The sequence below is a fragment of the Methylocaldum sp. genome (genome assembly GCF_039794385.1).
In the GTDB taxonomy this organism is placed as follows: Bacteria; Pseudomonadota; Gammaproteobacteria; order Methylococcales; family Methylococcaceae; genus Methylocaldum.
The window spans coordinates 1-18,871 of sequence record NZ_JBDIVO010000020.1 but is presented as its reverse complement, the minus strand read 5'-3'; the positions used below and the strand labels follow the sequence as shown (position 1 = coordinate 18,871).

Annotated in this window: 16 protein-coding genes; 12 read left to right on the top strand and 4 right to left on the bottom strand. The window is 53.6% G+C overall.

Translation table 11 applies throughout. The annotated features are described in order from the left end of the window. The first annotated feature begins 6 nt into the window (after nt 1-6). From lpxK to hxlB, 6 genes are all read left to right on the top strand, one after another. On the top strand, nt 7-1,017 hold the full coding sequence (gene lpxK, locus ABJK70_RS03420) for a tetraacyldisaccharide 4'-kinase (protein WP_077731048.1): 1,011 nt from the start codon (nt 7-9) through the stop codon (nt 1,015-1,017). After that, complete coding sequence (locus ABJK70_RS03415) at nt 998-1,186, top strand: Trm112 family protein (protein ID WP_077731049.1); 189 nt, start codon at nt 998-1,000, stop codon at nt 1,184-1,186. The genes lpxK and ABJK70_RS03415 overlap by 20 nt, the downstream gene beginning before the upstream one ends. Before the next feature lie 10 nt (nt 1,187-1,196). Then, a complete protein-coding gene (kdsB, locus tag ABJK70_RS03410; RefSeq protein WP_133716240.1) occupies nt 1,197-1,958 on the top strand; it encodes a 3-deoxy-manno-octulosonate cytidylyltransferase in 762 nt (253 codons plus the stop codon). Nucleotides 1,959-2,313: 355 nt separating this feature from the next. Next, on the top strand, nt 2,314-2,889 hold the full coding sequence (locus tag ABJK70_RS03405; RefSeq protein ID WP_133716095.1) for a hypothetical protein: 576 nt from the start codon (nt 2,314-2,316) through the stop codon (nt 2,887-2,889). 343 nt (nt 2,890-3,232) lie between these two features. Then, a complete protein-coding gene (gene hxlA, locus ABJK70_RS03400; RefSeq protein WP_077731052.1) occupies nt 3,233-3,874 on the top strand; it encodes a 3-hexulose-6-phosphate synthase in 642 nt (213 codons plus the stop codon). 11 nt (nt 3,875-3,885) lie between these two features. Next, the gene (gene hxlB / locus ABJK70_RS03395; RefSeq protein WP_347257414.1) at nt 3,886-4,419 is read left to right on the top strand and encodes a 6-phospho-3-hexuloisomerase; all 534 of its coding nucleotides are present in this window, start codon (nt 3,886-3,888) and stop codon (nt 4,417-4,419) included. A 629-nt stretch (nt 4,420-5,048) separates the two neighbouring features. Here hxlB and ABJK70_RS03390 read toward each other — a convergent pair. Both ABJK70_RS03390 and ABJK70_RS03385 read right to left on the bottom strand, forming a co-directional pair. After that, nucleotides 5,049-5,540 carry a hypothetical protein gene (locus ABJK70_RS03390; protein WP_168175453.1) on the bottom strand — a complete coding sequence of 164 codons (492 nt, stop codon included), beginning with the start codon at nt 5,538-5,540 and terminating at the stop codon, nt 5,049-5,051. A 428-nt stretch (nt 5,541-5,968) separates the two neighbouring features. Next, nucleotides 5,969-6,955: a transaldolase gene (locus ABJK70_RS03385; protein WP_156880884.1), complete on the bottom strand. Its 987-nt coding sequence runs from the start codon at nt 6,953-6,955 to the stop codon at nt 5,969-5,971. Nucleotides 6,956-7,419: 464 nt separating this feature from the next. Between ABJK70_RS03385 and tkt the strand changes: the two genes are divergently transcribed. From tkt to ABJK70_RS03365, 4 genes are all read left to right on the top strand, one after another. Then, on the top strand, nt 7,420-9,447 hold the full coding sequence (gene tkt, locus ABJK70_RS03380) for a transketolase (protein WP_347257416.1): 2,028 nt from the start codon (nt 7,420-7,422) through the stop codon (nt 9,445-9,447). Between the two features lie 198 nt (nt 9,448-9,645). Then, nucleotides 9,646-10,710, top strand: a complete 1,065-nt coding sequence (gene fba / locus ABJK70_RS03375) for a class II fructose-bisphosphate aldolase (protein ID WP_347257413.1) — start codon at nt 9,646-9,648, stop codon at nt 10,708-10,710. Nucleotides 10,711-10,713: 3 nt separating this feature from the next. Continuing rightward, complete coding sequence (locus ABJK70_RS03370) at nt 10,714-11,493, top strand: HAD-IA family hydrolase (RefSeq protein WP_347257412.1); 780 nt, start codon at nt 10,714-10,716, stop codon at nt 11,491-11,493. Between the two features lie 37 nt (nt 11,494-11,530). Next, entirely contained in the window at nt 11,531-12,409 is an 879-nt protein-coding gene (locus ABJK70_RS03365; protein WP_086133945.1) for a phosphoribulokinase, read from the top strand. Nucleotides 12,410-12,630: 221 nt separating this feature from the next. Here the strand turns inward: ABJK70_RS03365 and ABJK70_RS03360 are convergent, their stop codons facing one another. Next, complete coding sequence (locus tag ABJK70_RS03360; protein WP_347257411.1) at nt 12,631-14,955, bottom strand: dynamin family protein; 2,325 nt, start codon at nt 14,953-14,955, stop codon at nt 12,631-12,633. A 338-nt stretch (nt 14,956-15,293) separates the two neighbouring features. Here ABJK70_RS03360 and ABJK70_RS03355 point away from each other — a divergent pair, with 338 nt between their 5' ends. Both ABJK70_RS03355 and gndA read left to right on the top strand, forming a co-directional pair. Beyond that, nucleotides 15,294-15,983: a retropepsin-like aspartic protease gene (locus tag ABJK70_RS03355; RefSeq protein ID WP_347257410.1), complete on the top strand. Its 690-nt coding sequence runs from the start codon at nt 15,294-15,296 to the stop codon at nt 15,981-15,983. Between the two features lie 245 nt (nt 15,984-16,228). Further along, nucleotides 16,229-17,740 carry an NADP-dependent phosphogluconate dehydrogenase gene (gndA, locus tag ABJK70_RS03350; protein ID WP_347257409.1) on the top strand — a complete coding sequence of 504 codons (1,512 nt, stop codon included), beginning with the start codon at nt 16,229-16,231 and terminating at the stop codon, nt 17,738-17,740. Nucleotides 17,741-18,042: 302 nt separating this feature from the next. Here the strand turns inward: gndA and ABJK70_RS03345 are convergent. After that, nucleotides 18,043-18,871, bottom strand: an 829-nt coding sequence (locus ABJK70_RS03345) for an amidohydrolase family protein (RefSeq protein WP_347257408.1), incomplete at its 5' end; no start/stop codon positions are given.

Genomic DNA, 18,871 nt, shown 5'->3' with positions numbered 1-18,871 from the left:
AGTCGCGTGAAAAAGCAATTGGCTGGCTGGTTTCAGCGGGAATGGTATGAAAAGCCGCGTCCAAATCCTTTCTTGATTCCGCTCGAAGCCTTATTTCGACAGGTCGTTACGTTTCGCCGCTGGTCATATCGAAACGGACTTAAACGCATAAGCCGCTTGCCGGTTCCGATAATTGTGGTCGGCAATTTGACGGTCGGCGGCACCGGCAAAACGCCTTTGGTCATTTGGCTAGCTCGGTTTCTTAAGGAGAATGGATTTAGACCTGGCGTCATCAGCCGCGGCTATGGAGCATCCCACGGACGTCGGCCGGTTCGAGTCGCTGAAGATTCCGATGTGCATGCTGTAGGTGACGAGCCTCTGCTCATTGCCCGGCGAACCGGTTGCCCGGTGTTCGTTTTCCCGAAACGCACCGAGGCCGCAAAAGCGCTGTTAGAAAGAACCGACTGTGACATTATTCTGTCGGACGATGGGTTACAGCATTATGCCCTGTATCGCGACGTAGAAATCGCTGTAGTGGACGGTGCGAGGCAATTCGGCAATGGTCACTGCCTACCCGCAGGGCCTCTGCGGGAGCCAGTCGAGCGATTGAGTTCGGTAGACTTGAGGATTTATTCGGCAGAGGCTCCGCCCGGTGAATATTTCATGTCTCTGGACGGCGGAGTGGCCGTTAATCTGCAAGAGGAACAAGTAAAAGAGCCCCTAAGATCCTTCGGTGGGCGCGCTTTTTACGCAATTGCCGGAATTGGCAATCCGCAGCGGTTTTTCAGCCATCTCCGGAGCTTCGGGTTGAAGTTCGACAGCCGCGAGTTTCCCGATCATCATCAGTATCGGGTCGAAGACTTAGGTTTTGCCGAAGGCCTCCCAATCGTGATGACCGAAAAAGACGCTATCAAATGCCGAACTTTCGGCGCTTCGAATTTATGGTATGTGCCTGTCGAAGCGACGCTACCGACCGAGTTCGGAGTAAATTTGTTAACCATATTGAAGGCTAAATGCAATGGACAGAAAACTGCTTGAGATCCTGGTCTGCCCTGTTTGCAAAGGCGAACTTCTTTTTAGGAAGGAGCAGCAGGAGTTGATTTGCAAAGCGGACAGACTCGCTTATCCGATACGCGATGACATTCCGGTGATGCTGGAAAACGAGGCACGAAAGATCAGCCTTGAAGAATACGACGCTCTTTCGTAACCGCAGCACCATGCCGTCCTTCAATATCGTCATTCCGGCACGCTACGGGTCAAGTCGGCTGCCCGGCAAGCCTCTGCTTCCTTTAGCCGGACGTCCGATGATCGTCCATGTCTGTGAACGCGCCTTAGAAGCGGGTGATAATGTCATCGTTGCCACCGACGACGAACGAATCCGTGAAGCCGTAAGCCATCTGCCGATACGTGCGCTGATGACCCGAAAGGATCATGCTAGCGGTAGCGAGCGAATAGCCGAGGTGGCCGATCAATTGGGTTGGTCGGATGACGAAATCGTCGTCAATCTTCAGGGCGATGAGCCCTTAATGCGGCCGAACTTGGTGAGGATGCTTGCCATGATTCTGGCCGACCAGAGTATCGCTCAGGTCGCTACGCTCGCCACACCCATCAAAAGTCACATAGAAGTCTTCGACCCGAATGTCGTTAAGGCCGTGGTCGATAACACCGGCTACGCACTTTATTTCAGTCGGGCTCCCATCCCTTGGCATCGGGCTGGTTTTTCCTGCGACAGCAGTCTTTTGCCAGAAAACTTTCCGTATCTCCGGCATATCGGTATCTACGCGTACTCGGCCGGTTTTCTGCGGCGCTATGTAAGCTGGCCACCGTCCGAGTTGGAAGCCGTCGAAGCCCTGGAGCAACTGCGCATTTTGTGGCAGGGAGAACGTATTCTGGTCAGGGTAATCGAGGAAGCGCCTGAAGCAGGGGTTGATACCAAGGATGACCTACAGCGGGTCGACCAGCTATTGTCCATGCGTTAGTTCGAGGGGGTGTTTTTCTTTCGCATGGCCGCATCACCGGGCTTGCTCGGAGGGCGCCTGTGTTTACCGGAACTCGCCCCATCATCTGAGATCAGGATTTTCTCCCGATGCAAGTCAGTGATGCACATGTATACTCACTCTTCGGCGGGCAGCTAGCGCTACGGAGGGCTTCGCCGGAATGGTTTACTGAGCTCAGTTGATCATCAAAACGCGCATCTTTTGTGCTCACAGGTCATTGAAAGAGCCTCATATATTCCATTTGATGATGCGCCCCCTTATACTAAGTCAGGAGTGGCCATCCAGCGCATGCTGGCGGGGGTCTTCATCCATTTCTTAAGATGTTTAGGAGAATGATGTGAAAAAACGTAATTTGACGAAAGCGATACTTACGGCGCTGCTGCTAGCCAGCCCGTTGGCGATGGCGGAATCAGAATACCCAGCAGCAGACTTTGAGCCGGTAGTCATTACCCAAGACGCTGATTTAATCGCCAAGCACGCTGAGGCTGCAAAGGAACGAGCAAAAACCGTACAAACCATGCAGGCGAAGCAGGATTCGAGCAACTCGACGGCGGTATCAGCCGATCAACCCAGCTCTGGTGCTGCTGCCGCAAAAGCCGAGAATCCCTTGGCGGAAAATTATCCGATCGGCTTGATCGTTCTGGGTTTGGCTGGTTTCATCTTCTGGAGCAGCAGACAATCCGGATCTAATGTCCAGCCTGTTCAGCACGCACCTGCGCCAGTTTCGAGCGGTGCAGCGGGCGAAACCGGCGTGGCAAAGTACATGAAAACCCTTTCGGAACCTGCCAAAGCTGCTGCGAGCGAAACCGGCGTGGCTAAATACCTGAAAAATCTACCTTCAGCTGCCAAACCAGCGGCAGCCGTAACGGGGGTGGCGAAGTACCTGAAAAATCTCGAAGAGACCGCAAGATAAAACGGCTGTTATCGCCGAAAGTGATAGGTTCCTCCAAAACTTGGCTTTGGCAGGCATTAGACGCAGAAGCTGGTTAAGTCATCTCTTATGTGCTGGCTCGAATAATCCCGCATTTTTCGATTCATCGCCGCTATCCACCGATTGTCCCGACGCATAGTCGTGAAACTGCACATGTGTTCACGGTGTCGCGCGCTGGCGATGATAGATACGAGAGAGCGACAGAGGATCGTTGACACCTATCCCGGTTCTACTTTAGAGTTAACAAATAATGCGTTTAAAGAATGCATTTATAAAGATTAAGTTAATAAGTATCTAATCAACTATAACAATTGGAGTACCTATCATGGCAAGACCATTAATACAATTGGCATTAGATTCTTTGGACGTCAACCAGACTTTGAAACTTGCTGGCCTTGCGGCGCCTTATGTGGATATCTTCGAAATCGGAACGCCCTGCATTAAGCATAATGGAGTCAGCCTGGTCAGAGAATTGAGGAAGAAATACCCGAACAAACTGATTTTGGTCGATCTCAAAACGATGGACGCCGGCGAGTACGAGGCGACGCCTTTCTATGCGGCAGGCGCCGATATCTGCACGGTTCTCGGCGTGTCCGGTCTTCCCACCATCGCCGGCGTAATCAAGGCCGCCAACGCGCACAATGCAGAAGTACAAGTCGATCTCATCAATGTACCGGACAAAATAGCATGTGCCAGAGAGTCCGCCAGGCTTGGCGCCCATATCATTGGCGTTCACACGGGTCTTGATGCGCAGGCGGCTGGGCAAACTCCGTTTGCCGACTTGCAAGCCATTGCCAGACTGAACCTGCCCGTCAGAATCTCTGTTGCCGGTGGAATCAAGCAGTCGACCGTCCAGCAGGTTGCGCGTGCAGGCGCAAACATTGTTGTTGTTGGCGCTGCAATTTACGGTGCTCCTTCGCCTGCTGATGCCGCACGTGAGATTTGCGAGCTCGCTAGCGCCGCATAAAGGGGCATCTTATGCATCAAAAAACGATCATAGAAAAGATTTCTGGCGTCTTAGGAGCCACAGATCCCACCTATGATGAAAAATTGACTCGCATGCTCGACGAGGCGTCGCGAGTGTTTGTAGCTGGTGCCGGTCGATCTGGACTAGTCGCAAGATTCTTTGCGATGCGACTGATGCACGGCGGTTATGATGCATACGTAGTTGGTGAAATTGTTACCCCGAGCATTCGAAAGGGTGATTTATTCATCGTGATCTCGGGCTCCGGAGAAACGGAGACGATGATTGCATTCACCAAACGTGCTAAGGAGCAGGGCGCAAAAATCGTTTTGCTGTCCACAAAGAACAGCTCAACAATTGGCGATATAGCGGATTTCGTGTGCCAGATTGGCACTGCGGAGCAGTATGGCAAAGTTGTAGGCATGCCAATGGGTACCACGTTCGAGTTATCGACGTTGATCTTTTTGGAAGCTACGATCGCCCACATCATTCACGAGAAGGGAATTCCGGAAGAAGAGATGAGGACAAGACACGCTAATCTGGAGTAGTGTCTTAAGGCTAAGGCCAATATGTATGTATTATGTATTGGCCTAGTCGAATGTCAGGGAATCAAATCGTTACGCGCTGTGTGTTAACACAACTGCTCGCGACCGAACAGTTGATACGCAGATAGCGAGTTTGGTCTTGTGGCCGGATTAACTTACGAAGAAAGTCCGGCCACGATGCCTGAGGGGTGCGGTACTATCGTAGTGCCCTTCAATAGACCATGAGCGAGTATTTGACGGGCCTTGTAGCTCGTTAAGATATTGCACCCTGGCAAAGCTCGTATCGAACAATGGTCTTGTGCCGAGACTGTTCGCTTTTCAGCGCCTGCACGTGCGTCAACCATGCACGCTTATATCGCTTTTCACGATGCCAGCGAAACCGATCGGATGGGCGTAGTGATAGCGCCTCACAAAAAATACTCCTCGCCGCCGATTTTCCAGACCGCCAGGTCTGTAGACTACAGATGAAGGACTCATCATCCGAGTCCGTCTCAATTTAAAGGCTCCGTTTCAGTTCCTGACTCTGACGCATGCGCAACTTCGCGCGTAGCTGCGGCACAGATTCCGGAATAGCTAGCTCGAGCAAAGCATTGCAAATGCTTGAGGCCGGCATGCGCTTTTATCTGAAGCGCTTATTGTTTGGTTTGTCGCAGTTTTTGAGAGCATATATTCTCGGCTTGGCCCGCCTTGATGAGAAGGGATACGGGGTACTTATTTTCGCGAAGGAATTTTTTCACTTCATCGATCGTAAGGCGCTTTGATTCTTCCTGTGCTATGCATTCACACAGGTTTATGATCGGGGAATCATCGCTTGTAATGACTCTATTCGGATTTGCTTTTTCTTTTTTCACGCACATATCAGCATACTTATGCTCAAAGGCGTGATGGTCCTCTTCACTAATAACATGAGCTAACGCACTGGCTGAAAATAAGCACGTTGCAATGATTAGAGTGACGCCCATTGTGCCCGATAATTTTCGGGGTAACACACGGGTCTTAGATTCATGGATAAATGAAGGGGGCATTTTGCTTCTCCAACTTAACGAATAGAAAACACGTCCGCCCAATTGATTAATTTTTCCTCGCTGAACCATGTCAATATATAAACGACCAGTTTTGGGCATCTTTCTTGGTCGACTCAATGCAAGATGGCGCATATTGGTCTGACAAGGCAGGAAGACCGGAGATCGGGCAAATCGCTCGGATGATTATGGGCTGGCGATCCTTGAAAAAACTATTGTCGAGGACTATTGCGCCGATAAGGACGTTTGGAACCAATGGAAAAGAAAGCGATTAATTGGTCCGCACCGTTGAGCTGAAAGGATCGCATTCCTCGAGGTCGCTTCTTGCTAGGGTGGACAACGTCGGCAATCAACGATGTCTGGCCGACGTTTTAATCGGTGTTCCACCCAAACTCTTACACGAAAATCGCGGCATCGAATAAGCGACTACTTCTTCCAGATTGTCGACGTGTTCCACATCGCCATAGAAGTTGGCCGCCCTCCGGATCTCGGATCCGGAAATATTCTCAGCCGCGTAGTTAGAGTCTCCTCTATCCCTCAAGGTAGGATAGTCGGGTCGCAAGGAGTTTTTCCAACGTTTCCAAGGCCTTGGTGAAACCGTCGATACCCTCTGACAGCTTTTCCGAAGCCATGCGATTCTCGGCATGCATCCGGTCGTAAGTCGCTTTGTCCATAGCGATTTTGTCGATCGAGGCACTAGCGGCCTTTTGCGGATCCAACTTCCGCGGCAGCTCGTCCTCGGTAGACTGTAGCTCGGACAACAGAGAGGGCGCAATGGTCAGGAGGTCACAGCCGGCCAACTCGGTAATTTCGCCGATATTCCGGAAGCTCGCGCCCATGACTTCCGTCTTGTAGCCAAACTTCTTGTAATAGTTGTAGATTTGGGTGACCGAAAGAACACCTGGATCTTCGGCGGGCGGATAAGAGTCGCGTCCGGTATCTTTCTTATACCAGTCCAGAATTCGCCCAACAAAGGGAGAAATCAACGTGACGCCCGCCTCGGCGCAGGCAATCGCCTGATGCAAGCCGAACAATAGCGTCAGGTTGCAATGAATGCCTTCCTTTTCCAGTACTCCGGCGGCTTGTATGCCTTCCCAGGTGGCAGCGATTTTGATGAGCACGCGTTCTTTTGAAATGCCCGCAGCTTCGTACTGCGCGATGATCTCGCGAGCCTTGGCTATAGTGCTCTCGGTATCATAAGAAAGTCTTGCGTCCACTTCCGTGGAAACGCGGCCTTCGATGATTTCCAGAATTTTTAGGCCAAAGGAAACGGCCAACCGATCGAAAGCGAGGGAAGCTACCTGCGATGCCTGTGCATCCTTGCCCAGAGTCTGTCTCGCCCCTTTCAGTGTGTCGTCGACGATGCCCTGATACTGAGGCATTTGGGCGGCGGCGGTAATGAGCGAGGGGTTGGTAGTCGCATCTCGGGGCTTAAAGGTTTCTATAGCCTGAATGTCGCCGGTGTCGGCCACAACCACCGTCATTTCTCGGAGTTGGTCAAGTAAATTCTTTGGCATAATCGAATCCTGCATTTCAAAGTAATATGTGTCTGGAGAGCTACGGGAACATCCCGGCTCCCGATTACTATTGCATTTGGCACTACAAGCATTTCTGACGGAACTGCTTGATCAGAAATACTCTAAGGCCTGCTACAGCAATAACCGGCTAAGGATACATGGAACCAAACCGTCTTAACAAGAACGGCAGGCTTACGTGTGCACGTCGTTGCCAAATCGGTTGGGAGAAGACTTTCGATACACTGGCAAGTCTTGAGCGGCGCCCTGACGCATTTACGTTCTTTGGTCCAGGACGATTCTTGGATAATGCTCGGAGCAATGTTTTTGGCTCCAACAGCTGTCAATGATTGACCTCAAAGGGGGAAGAATCCATCAGCCGACGGCACGCTCGTGCGAATCTGGTGACAAAGCCGATCAGGCTGATAAAATTCCATCCCTACTTTCGTAAGCTAACCATAAAAAGTATCAAGGAGAAAAATATGCCTTCGCGTCGAGAATTAGCAAACGCCATACGCGCTTTGAGCATGGATGCTGTACAAAAAGCGAATTCCGGGCATCCGGGAGCGCCAATGGGAATGGCAGATATCGCCGAGGTGCTGTGGAACGATTATATGCGGCACAATCCGGCAAACCCGAAATGGCCGGATCGCGACCGCTTCGTTCTTTCCAACGGTCACGGTTCCATGCTCTTGTACTCGTTGCTGCATTTGACCGGTTACGACCTCCCGATCGAAGAGCTGAAAAATTTCCGTCAGCTCCACTCCAAAACACCGGGCCATCCGGAATACGGTTATGCACCGGGCGTTGAAACGACCACCGGTCCTTTGGGGCAGGGCATCACCAACGCGGTCGGCATGGCGTTGGCCGAACGTACGCTGGCAGGCCAATTCAACCGTCCCGGCCACAAAATCGTCGATCATTACACTTATGCATTCTTGGGCGATGGCTGCTTGATGGAAGGCATTTCCCACGAAGCTTGCTCGCTTGCCGGATCCATGAAGCTCGGCAAGCTGATCGCATTTTACGACGACAACAATATTTCGATCGATGGTGAAGTACGCGGCCACGGCAACACGCCAGGCTGGTTCATGGATGATACCCCGAAGCGTTTTGAAGCCTACGGCTGGCACGTCATCCCGAAAGTAGACGGTCATGACGCAGAGGCTGTGAAGAAGGCCATCGAGGAAGCACGCGCCGTTACCGACAAGCCCTCTTTGATCTGTTGCCAGACGATTATCGGTTGGGGCTCTCCCAATAAGCAGGGCAAGGAAGAATGCCACGGCGCCGCATTGGGTGCCGATGAAGTAGCTTTGGTCCGTGAGACCATCGGCTGGCCGCATCCGGCATTCGAAATCCCGTCCGAAATTTATGAAGCGTGGGATGCGAACGAAATCGGCGCGAAGGCCGAGTCCGACTGGAACGACCGCTTCGAAAACTATCGCAGCGAGTATCCGGAGTTGGCTGCTGAATTCGAGCGCCGCATGGCAGGCGAGTTGCCCCGCGACTGGGCAGAGAAGTCGGAAGCCTTCATCGCGAAAGTTAATGAGAAAGCCGAAACCATCGCGAGCCGAAAAGCGTCGCAGAACGCTCTTAACGGTTTCGGACCGCTGCTGCCCGAAATCATGGGCGGCTCCGCCGACCTGGCAGGTTCCAACCTGACCATCTGGTCCGGCTGCAAGAACGTGAATGCAGAAGGTTACGACGGCAATTACGTCTACTATGGCGTGCGCGAGTTCGGCATGTCGGCGATTATGAACGGCATCGCCTTACACGGCGGTTTTAAACCTTACGGCGGGACCTTCCTGATGTTTTCCGAATACGCACGCAACGCGCTGCGTATGTCGGCCCTCATGAAGGCACCGGTGATTTATGTCTACACCCACGACTCCATCGGTCTGGGCGAAGATGGTCCGACACATCAACCGATCGAGCAAACTGCCACGCTGCGCATGATTCCAAACATGCAGGTCTGGCGTCCGTGCGACTCGGTGGAAACGGCGGTGGCTTGGAAAACCGCAATTGAGCGCAAGGATGGTCCTTCATGCCTGATCTTCTCGCGGCAGAACCTGCCTCACGTGTCTCGCACTCCGGCGCAGATCGACGCCATCCGGCGCGGCGGTTACGTCGTTCGCGACTCTGATGGGACGCCGGATGCGATCATCATCGCCACGGGCTCGGAAGTCGAGCTGGCGTTGAAGGCGGCGGAGGAGCTTTCCGGCAAGGGTAAGAAAATTCGCGTGGTTTCCATGGTTTCGACCAATGTGTTCGACGGTCAAGATGCCGCATACCGCGAGTCGGTATTACCGTCTGCCGTTACCAAGCGCGTCGTCGTCGAGGCGGGTGTTAGTGATGGCTGGTTCAAGTACGTAGGACTCAATGGCAAAATCGTGGGCTTGGACCGCTTCGGCGAATCCGCACCGGCCGGCCTACTATTCAAGGAGTTCGGCTTTACCGTCGAAAATGTTGTCAAACAGGTGGAGTCGATTCTCTAGGATTGATTTTCTAGAGATTTGAGAAAGGGCCTAACTGGCGACGATTTTCAACGGATGCTCCCCTTCGGGCGGACGGTTGCCGAAAGGGAGCATACGCCATCCGGCAGTGCTCGGTTCAAGCAAGTCGCTTGGACGAAATCGTCGGTTGGCTGAATTTCGTCGCTAAGTTGGCGATCAGGAGGCGAGAGGAGTCGATCGATGGCTATCATTTCCTTAAGACAATTGTTGGATCACGCCGCCGAGCACAACTACGGTCTGCCGGCGTTCAATGTCAATAACATGGAGCAGGTCAAGGCCATCATGGAAGCCGCTTCCGCAGTCGACGCTCCGGTGATTCTGCAAGGATCCGCCGGCGCGCGTAGCTATGCGGGCGAGCCGTTTCTGCGCCATCTCGTTCTCGCCGCGGCGGAAATGTACCCGCATATTCCGATCTGCATGCACCAGGATCACGGTGCTTCGCCAGCCGTGTGCATTCGTGCCATTCAGTCCGGGTTCAGTTCGGTGATGATGGATGGTTCCTTGCTGGAAGACATGAAAACGCCTTCCAGCTATGAATACAACGTCGAAACCACCCGCAAGGTCGCCGATATGGCGCATGCGTGCGGCGTTTCCGTCGAGGGTGAATTGGGCTGCCTAGGCTCGTTGGAAACGGGAAAAGCGGGCGAGGAAGATGGCCACGGTGCAGTAGGCGAGTTGGATCATTCTCAGCTGCTGACGGACCCCGACGAAGCTGCCGATTTCGTCAAGAAAACCAAGGTCGACGCCTTGGCCATTGCCATTGGTACGAGCCACGGCGCTTACAAATTTACTCAGAAGCCGACCGGCAAAGTGCTACGCATCGACCGCGTCAAAGAAATCCACAACAGGATTCCAAACGTCCACTTGGTCATGCACGGCTCCTCCTCGGTACCGGAAGACTGGGCGGCGATGATCAATAACTACGGCGGCGATATCGGCCAGACCTATGGTGTGCCGGTCGAGGAAATCGTAGAAGGTATTCGTCATGGCGTACGCAAGGTGAATATCGATACCGATCTTCGTATCGCGTCGTACGGCGCTATGCGCAAGTACATGGTCGAGGACAAAAAGAACTTCGATCCGCGCAAAGTCTACAAGGAAGCGCAAAAAGCTATGACCAGCATTTGTGCAGCCCGTTACGAAGCATTCGGTGCTGCTGGCCAGGCTTCGAAGATCAAAGTCATCAGTTTGGAAGAGATGAACAAGCGGTACAGCAAGGGAGAATTGGATCCGGTCGTCACTTAGACCGTGTTCAAAGCCCTTATTTTCGACGTGGATGGCACACTGGTGGATACGGAACGCCAAGGTCACCGCGTCGCATTCAATCGAGCTTTCGCCGAAGCTCGTTTGAATTGGGTTTGGGACGAAGCCCTGTATGGCGAGTTATTGACTGTTGCTGGCGGCAAGGAGCGCATCCGCCATTTCATAGCCAGTTATCACCCTGAGATCCCCTGCGGCGAGGGCGAACTAAGCCAATTCATCGAGAACCTGCACGCCGCGAAGACGCGCCATTATATCGACCTGCTGAACAGGGAAGGAATTCCGGCTAGGCCGGGTATCATTCGCTTGATCAAGGAAGCCAGGGCCGCAGGATTACGGCTGGCTATCGCGACGACCGCGTCTGCGGAAAACGTCGAAGCCTTGCTGGCGGCGTCTCTCGATACCGACGCACCGGATTGGTTCGAAGTGATCGCTGCAGGCGATATCGTTTCGAACAAGAAACCGGCATCCGATATCTATGAGTACGTGCTGACGAAATTAGGCTTGAAGGCTGAGGATTGCCTTGCATTTGAGGATTCGGAAAACGGCTTGCGAGCGTCGCTCGGAGCTGGCATTCCGACTCTGATTACCGTCAACGACTACACCTCCGGTCAGGATTTTACCGGGGCAGTACTGGTAATAGATCACCTCGGAGAGCCGGAACAGCCTTTGACGTGCCTGAGCGAAGCTCCTTCGGAAGCGTTCAGTCTGGTCGATATTGACGTTCTCAGGCGATTATTTGAACGCTGGACTCGCGAAAAACAATAAAGCAACAATAAACTCGCGGTTCCTTGAGGAGTCCTCCATGTCGAAAAAGCACCCTGTCATTGCCATCACCGGCTCGTCCGGTGCGGGTACGACAACTGTAAAGAAGTCTTTTGAGCACATTTTTTTTCGGCTGGGATTAAAGCCTCTCATGATTGAGGGTGATAGCTTTTATCGATACACCCTCCTCGAAATGCATGAACGAATTACCCAGGCGCAGCAAGAAGGAAAATACTTCAGTCATTTCTCGATTGAGGCCAATATCCTGGACGAGCTGGAAAGGACCTTCAAGATATATGGGGAAACCGGCTCGGCTAAGCGTCGGTACTATATTGGCAGCGAGGAAGAGGGGAAAAAGCACGGCGGCTACCAAGTTGGGACTTTCACACCATGGGAGAAAGCACCTCGTGGGAGCGACCTGATGTTCTACGAGGGGTTACACGGCGCGGTCAAGACCGAGACCATCGATGTCGCGAAATATACCGATCTGCTCGTCGGCGTCGTTCCCATCGTCAATTTGGAATGGATTCAGAAAATCCATCGGGATAACTCTCTGTTTGGCTACAATCCGGAAGACATCACCGATACCATCCTCAGGCGGATGGAGGATTACGTGAAGGTGATTACGCCGCAGTTTTCTCGTACCGATATCAATTTTCAGCGAGTTCCCTTGGTGGATACTTCAAATCCCTTCATCGCGCGCGATATTCCGACGCCGGATGAAAGCGTTGTGATCATCCGCTTCAGAGATCCAACGAAGTTCGACATCGATTTCGAGTATCTGCTGCAGATGATTCATAAGTCCTTCATGTCCCGACACAATTCTATCGTTATTCCCGGGGGGAAAATGGGCCTGGCGATGGAAATCATATTCCGGCCGATCATGGAGCGTCTGATGGACGAGCGTAAAAAAGCGTAAAGGCTGCTGGAATCTTTCTGGATTTATGTAGCATTGGTATGGCGGACGCTACACGTTAAGGTTTCCATGAATAGGTCTACTTGTCGGTAAGGGGTTACCGACCTACGGCGGCTTTCTCCGGTCTACATGTTTGGCGTGCGTCACGCCGCAGCTGCGATGAAAAACAACTCAATAGGAAAATAAAGCAAGCCGACGGAAGACTGATAGTCCGCGGTCTCGGTTCAACTGTCGGCGCTTCTTCGACCTTGGCTGACGGCAGTCGTCACGACCTGATAAGCATCCTTGATCACTTTCTGCTTTTGCAGTTCGGAATTCAATTCGGCGTCGATATCGGTATTGAGCTGTTTCATGATCGTTTTGGCTATCTCGTCCTTGACAGATTCGAAATAGGTCAGCAAATCCTCTTCCAATTCCTCGAAATAGTTTTTTATGCCGCGGCGCGCGAATTTGTTGATTTGACGTTGTTGCTTGCGTGTGTAATCGAGCAAGCCGATCTTATAGCACTCGAGGGCACGATCGATTTCGTCGGATTGACCTGCAGTCACGGGCGATATCGGCTGGGTTTCCGTAAGGGCTCGGTAAATGCTCGTCAGTTTGTCCACCCCTAAAGCCAGCATTTGCTTGACACCCGCGTCAGGTCCGAGCAGGCGCGCGCTCTTTGCGATTTCCAGGGCGCGGTCGGCATTCTTCTGAACTAATTCCACGATGTCTTCTTTGTTCTGGACGGACTCGTCTGCCTCCTTAGCCATAATGGTACGTCCGAGTTCGTCGATGACACCGCCGTACTCGAACAGGAACACGTCACACATGCCCTTCAGCCGGTTAACCATATCGCGGCCGCTCAAACGGTCACTTAGAACGGTAAGCACCTCATCCGGCAGCGCCTCGTTGGAAGAAATCCCGTCTAGCAGGCGCAAGAGATAACGGCGTACGATCTGCTCCTCCAAGAGGTGTTGCAACTGACTGCGGAATGTATGCTGAATGTGAAGGTTTTCCTCGATTTTATGCGGCAGTCGGCTGACGACGCTATGCAGATCCAGGCCTTTGAGCAGTTCGTTCTTGAGCGCTTTGCGATCCAAGGTGTCGATGGCGTTGACGATTTGCTCGCCCAGCTGCTCTCGGTCTTCATCACGCCAGAATACAAATTCCGGCAGTACCTCGGTACGCAGTACCTTGATGTGTTCCTCCACGGTGGTACGAAGGTGCCGCAGGACTTCGTCCTGGCGGCGCGATAATTCGCCGGCGATAAAGGTGCTTTTCATACTGTCATCGCTTTTGTTTTTGTAGTTTTGATACAGCGGTTCCAAGCGTTCCCGCAGTCGCTTGGCCAGATCGACATATTCGCTGCGCGCTTCGTCGAGAAACTCGGCCTTGGCGGTGTGAGCCAAGTATTCGAACAAACTGGTACGAAATGCGGCGAAGTTCTTGGCTTCGTCCAGCGACTTGATAAAACCTTCAGCCTCGTTTCGTTCAGGTATTTTGCCGATGGCTTTCTGAAGAGCATCTACATGTTCGCGAATACTGCCGCTCTTTTCCAGGCGGCCTTCCTGAATCAGTTTCAGCAGCAGGTAATTAAGCGCCGATACCCGAAACACACGGTCCTTGGCGATATGAAACCCGTAATGATCGATTTTTTGCGCGAAGTTCGCCAACTCTTCCTTTTTCTGCTGACTGCTCAGCACGTCCCACTGATTGATCGCCCAAAAGGCGCGCTGCAGCACGCGCTTGCGTTGGCTGTGGATTTCGGCCAACAGCTCGATCTCTTCGCCTTCCAGCAGGTGAAACACCTTCATGGCGATGACGAACGCCTTGGCGTCGTTTTCGACGTACGATTTGGTCACCTTGCGGTGGCGAGGATTGACCACGCCTAATCCGGGCAAGTCGACGAGAACGACGTTTTCGGGGATGCTGACATCGGTGAGGAAGACTTCTGCCTGATCTACGAACAGCACGTCCTCGTAATCTTCGGTGACATAGCTCGGCAACTCCGCCAGAGCGATTTCTTTGACCGATCCGTTGAGTTTATTCCAGCCTTCGATCAAGGTTTTCAACTCATCGAAGAATTTTTGCTTGTTGAACGAGCCGAATTGGTTTTTGTACTGTTCGATATCCTTTGCCAATGTGCCCAGCAATTCGCCTTTGCTCAGCTTTCGGTAAGTATCGCTGCTCTTGCGCAACTCCTTGGACAACTCTTCGAGATACAGGTTTTTCAGCTCGTCTCGGGCGCTTTCGTTGAGGTAATGGATAACGGCCCGATTAGCGCGCCCTTTACGGATCAGCGTGGGAATGGCGGTGAAAGACTTGGTTGCCTGGGGCAAGATATCGTCGCCCAGCACGGCGTTGATGATGGTGCTCTTGCCGGCCGAGAATGCACCCAGAAACGCCACCGGGAATTCCGGCGATTTGAGCCGTTCCAACCAAGTGCGCTTGCGGTTGACATAATATTTGAAATCGTCGGTGACTCCTAAATATGGCGCGGCGGCGTCGTAGGCTTCGAACAGGCGTGTGAATGCTTTGACGTAATTGCTGTAATCCGACTCTTTCATCCGTAGGTTTCCTGATTATTTTTAGGTGCCAGCGATATTTTAGGTTTAAGCTGCCGACAGTGGTAAAGGCCGAGCCATAAGACCATGGTCAATTAACGGAATATATTACCATTTATGTTACGCAGACCTTAGCGGCTAAAATCGATCGACTTTCCGCCGCAACGCATTCCGGGAATTTCCGTAAGGTCGCTCCAATGACGGACAAAAAACCCCTGCCTACCATAAGAAGGCGGCTCCAAACGGCGGGCGACGATTTCGGCGTACGGCTTTCCGGATCAACGGACCTGGATCGTGGTCGAAGACGGTTTCAGTGAGAGCATGATTGCATGAGGAAATTCATGGTAAGACGTCTACGCCGGTTTTTCTTAGGAATGCTTCTGATCGGCGCATCACCGACATGGGCCGAAGCGGAAACTCTGCGCACCCAGCTGGAAACGTTAGCGGCCGAACACGAATTTGTCGTGCAAGGGCTCGATCGCCTAGGACCCGAATCTGCGCGAGATACGGCGGGCGACCTGCCGACCCGGCTCAGGATGCTTCTCGAAGACTACAACTACGTCCTCATGAGTGATCGGCCCGGAGCGGTTGACCGGCTGTTGATCACCAGCGCGAAAATGCCGGCGCAAACGCGCGCCTTTAACGCCACCATCAAAACGACGCGGCTCGGCCCCCATCATCAGGTCGAAACGGTGTTGGTAGGACCAAACGGCGTGGCTTTTCCGGTTACTTTGATCGTCGACACCGGAGCCTCGACGCTTGCTTTGCCGGAATCGATGGTCAGCGAACTGGGTTTCGTTCCCGAAGCCCTTCAGCCGGGAGTCAGTCATACCGCGAACGATATTGTGCCGATTAAAGCCGGTATCCTAGAATCGGTTCGGGTGGGGCCCGTTTCGGCTGCAGCCGTGCCGGTCGCTTTTTTTCCGGACGACCGTCTCCGCGGTGCGAAGCTTTTGGGAATGAGCTTTTTGAGCCGTTTCCGCGTGACTTTGGACGAAGCAGAGAATGAACTGATTCTGCTTGCGAAATGACCTCTCTTACGCAGGGTATGGAAGACGTCCCGAGATCCAGCCGAACGGCGGTACGAATTACTAATAGTTAAGAAAGTAAAGCCACAAGTGCCCCCTCTCCCTCTGGAAGAGGGGGGTGAGAGCGATTCGAATAGGGCTTTACTTTCTTTACGCACGGTAATCACTTGCTTGGTTCAAGCAACGACCGGCGTGATTAAATGCCATTTGGAAATTCCGCTCATTATCCAGCAACAAGAGGTGCCATTATGAACAGTGACAGTGCGGACATCGGGCTAATAGGATTAGCGGTCATGGGCCAAAACTTGGCGCTGAACATCGCCGATCACGGCTATTCCCTCGCAGTCTACAACCGCAGCTCCGAGAAAACAGCGGAGTTCATGGCGCGTTGTCGGCAGAAAGAGCCATCCGGCGAGCGCGTCCTGGGCTTTACCGATCTGAAGGAGTTCACCCAAGCCATTCGGCGTCCCCGCAAGATCATTCTACTGGTCAAGGCAGGCGCACCGACCGATCGCACCATCGAAAGCCTGCTGCCTCACCTCGATCCGGGCGACATCATCGTCGACGGCGGCAATGCGCATTGGCTGGACACCATACGCAGAGACAAGGAATTGACCGCAAAGGGATTTCGGTTTATCGGTTCCGGCGTCTCGGGTGGCGAAACCGGCGCGCGGTTCGGACCTTCTCTAATGCCGGGCGGCAGCCCGAGCGCCTGGGCCGAGCTCGAGCCGATCTGGCGCGCCATCGCCGCTAAGGTCGATCCGCAAAGCGGCGTACCTTTGGAAGGCGCCGCGCCCGGAAAACCGGTGGAGGGCGGCGTACCGTGCACTGCGTATATCGGACCGAACGGAGCCGGGCACTACGTCAAAATGGTGCACAACGGCATCGAGTACATCGATATGCAGTTGATCTGCGAAGCTTATTGGCTGATGAAACATCTGCTTGGGCTGGATGCCGGCGCGATCGGGGAGATCTTCCGCGAGTGGAATGGCGGCGAACTGTCCAGCTATCTCATCGAAATTACCGGGGACATCCTGGGACAGAAGGATCCGGCGGGCCCCGGTTTCCTGGTCGACCAGGTGCTGGATGCAGCCGGCCAGAAAGGCACCGGCATGTGGACGGCTGCCAGCGCATTGGAACTGGGCGCACCGGCAAATTCGATCGCCGAAGCCGTATTCGCCCGTGCGTTGTCGGCCCTGAAAGAGGAGCGGGTCGAAGCCAGTCGATTGCTGAAAGGCCCGGATCTTCAGCCGGCGTCCAATTCGGCAGAGATCATCGATGCGGTCCGGCGCGCGCTGTATTGCTCCAAGATTTGCGCCTATGCTCAGGGCTTTCAGTTGCTGTCGGAAGCACAAAAAGCCTACGAGTGGACGCTCGATTTCGGAACCATCGCGCAGCTTTGGCGGGGCGGCTGCATCATCCGCGCGCGCTTCCTGCAAAAGATCACCGACGCCTACACCCGCAATCCGGGCCTGAAGAACCTGATGTTAGACCCCTATTTCAAGGACGTACTGCATGAAGGGCAAAGCCGCTGGCGGCAGACCGTAACCATCGCCATACAGAACGGCATGCCCGTCCCGGCGTTTAGTTCCGCACTGGCTTATTTCGACGGCTACCGGAGCGCCCGGCTCCCCGCCAATTTGTTGCAGGCGCAGCGCGATTATTTTGGCGCCCATACTTATGAGCGGACCGATCAGCCACGAGGCAAGTTCTTTCATCTCGACTGGCCGACGCCCGATCGTCCTCAGATAGAGGTCTAAACGGAAGATTTCCGGCTTCTGTTTTCGATTCGGGAGCCCTGGAGCAGCCGATACGACCAGCACAACCGACGTGCCATCCGACGGGTTAATGCTGAAATCAAACGGCTGACCGATCCGTCGGCTAACTCTGGTTCGATTGCTCTACAGCATTTTACAGTTTGGGTTAGCAGCCTCCTGGCTGTAGTAGGTCGGGAATCCTTTCCCGACATAGCGGGCCGATAAATGGCTTGGTCGGCAAAGGATTGCCGATCTGCGGCTCAAAGTCGCCCGTACGCGCGCATTCCGCATGGAAGATAATTGAGTTACGGCTCGAGAGCATCTTGAATTCGGTTAGCCGCATTCTGCGCGGCTTCTATAACCTTCGCCGGGTTTACGCCGAGTATTTTCCCGTTATTCTTCAGCACTTGCCCTCCCACGAAGACCCATTCCACATTTCGAGGTTGGCCGTTGAACACGATTTGGCTAACCCAATCCCCACGTGGGGCAAAATTGAATTTCTCCGGATCTAGGATGATCAAGTCGGCCTGTTTGCCAGGCGTCAACGAGCCCACACGGTCGGACATATCGAGCAGCTTCGCCCCGTCCACGGTGGCCATGCGCAATGCGTCCGAGACCGTTGGATACACGTCGGGTCGAAGCGTCCTGGCGCGCTGCAGTCCTACCGCCGCCCGCATGTTATTGAACATGTCACTGGTGTCGTTCGTTCCCCCGTCCAGGCCGAGACCTACCTGAACGCCGGCTTGCTTTAGCTCCGGAAGGCGAATCACACCCGATGCCAAGCGCATATTACTGATCGGGTTGTGGAGAACGCGCACGTCCTGGGCTGCGAGTATCCCGATTTCCTCGTCGGTGAGGTGGATTGCGTGTGCACCCAGGAGATCCGGGCCGAGGGCGCCCGACTCCGCGAGTACGTCGAACATGTTTTCGTCGCGGTCCTCGATATTTTCCAACAGGTGAACATGGTGTTTTACGCCCAATTCCTTGGCCAGCTTCGCCATCGCCTTGACGTCCTGACGCAATGCGTCAGCCGGGTGGGATGCAACCTGAAAACTCGCCTTGGGATTGGGATCGATCAGGGTCTGCTTGACCAGCTTCATATGGGCGATAACGCCAGGGTCGTCGCGTCCGAAA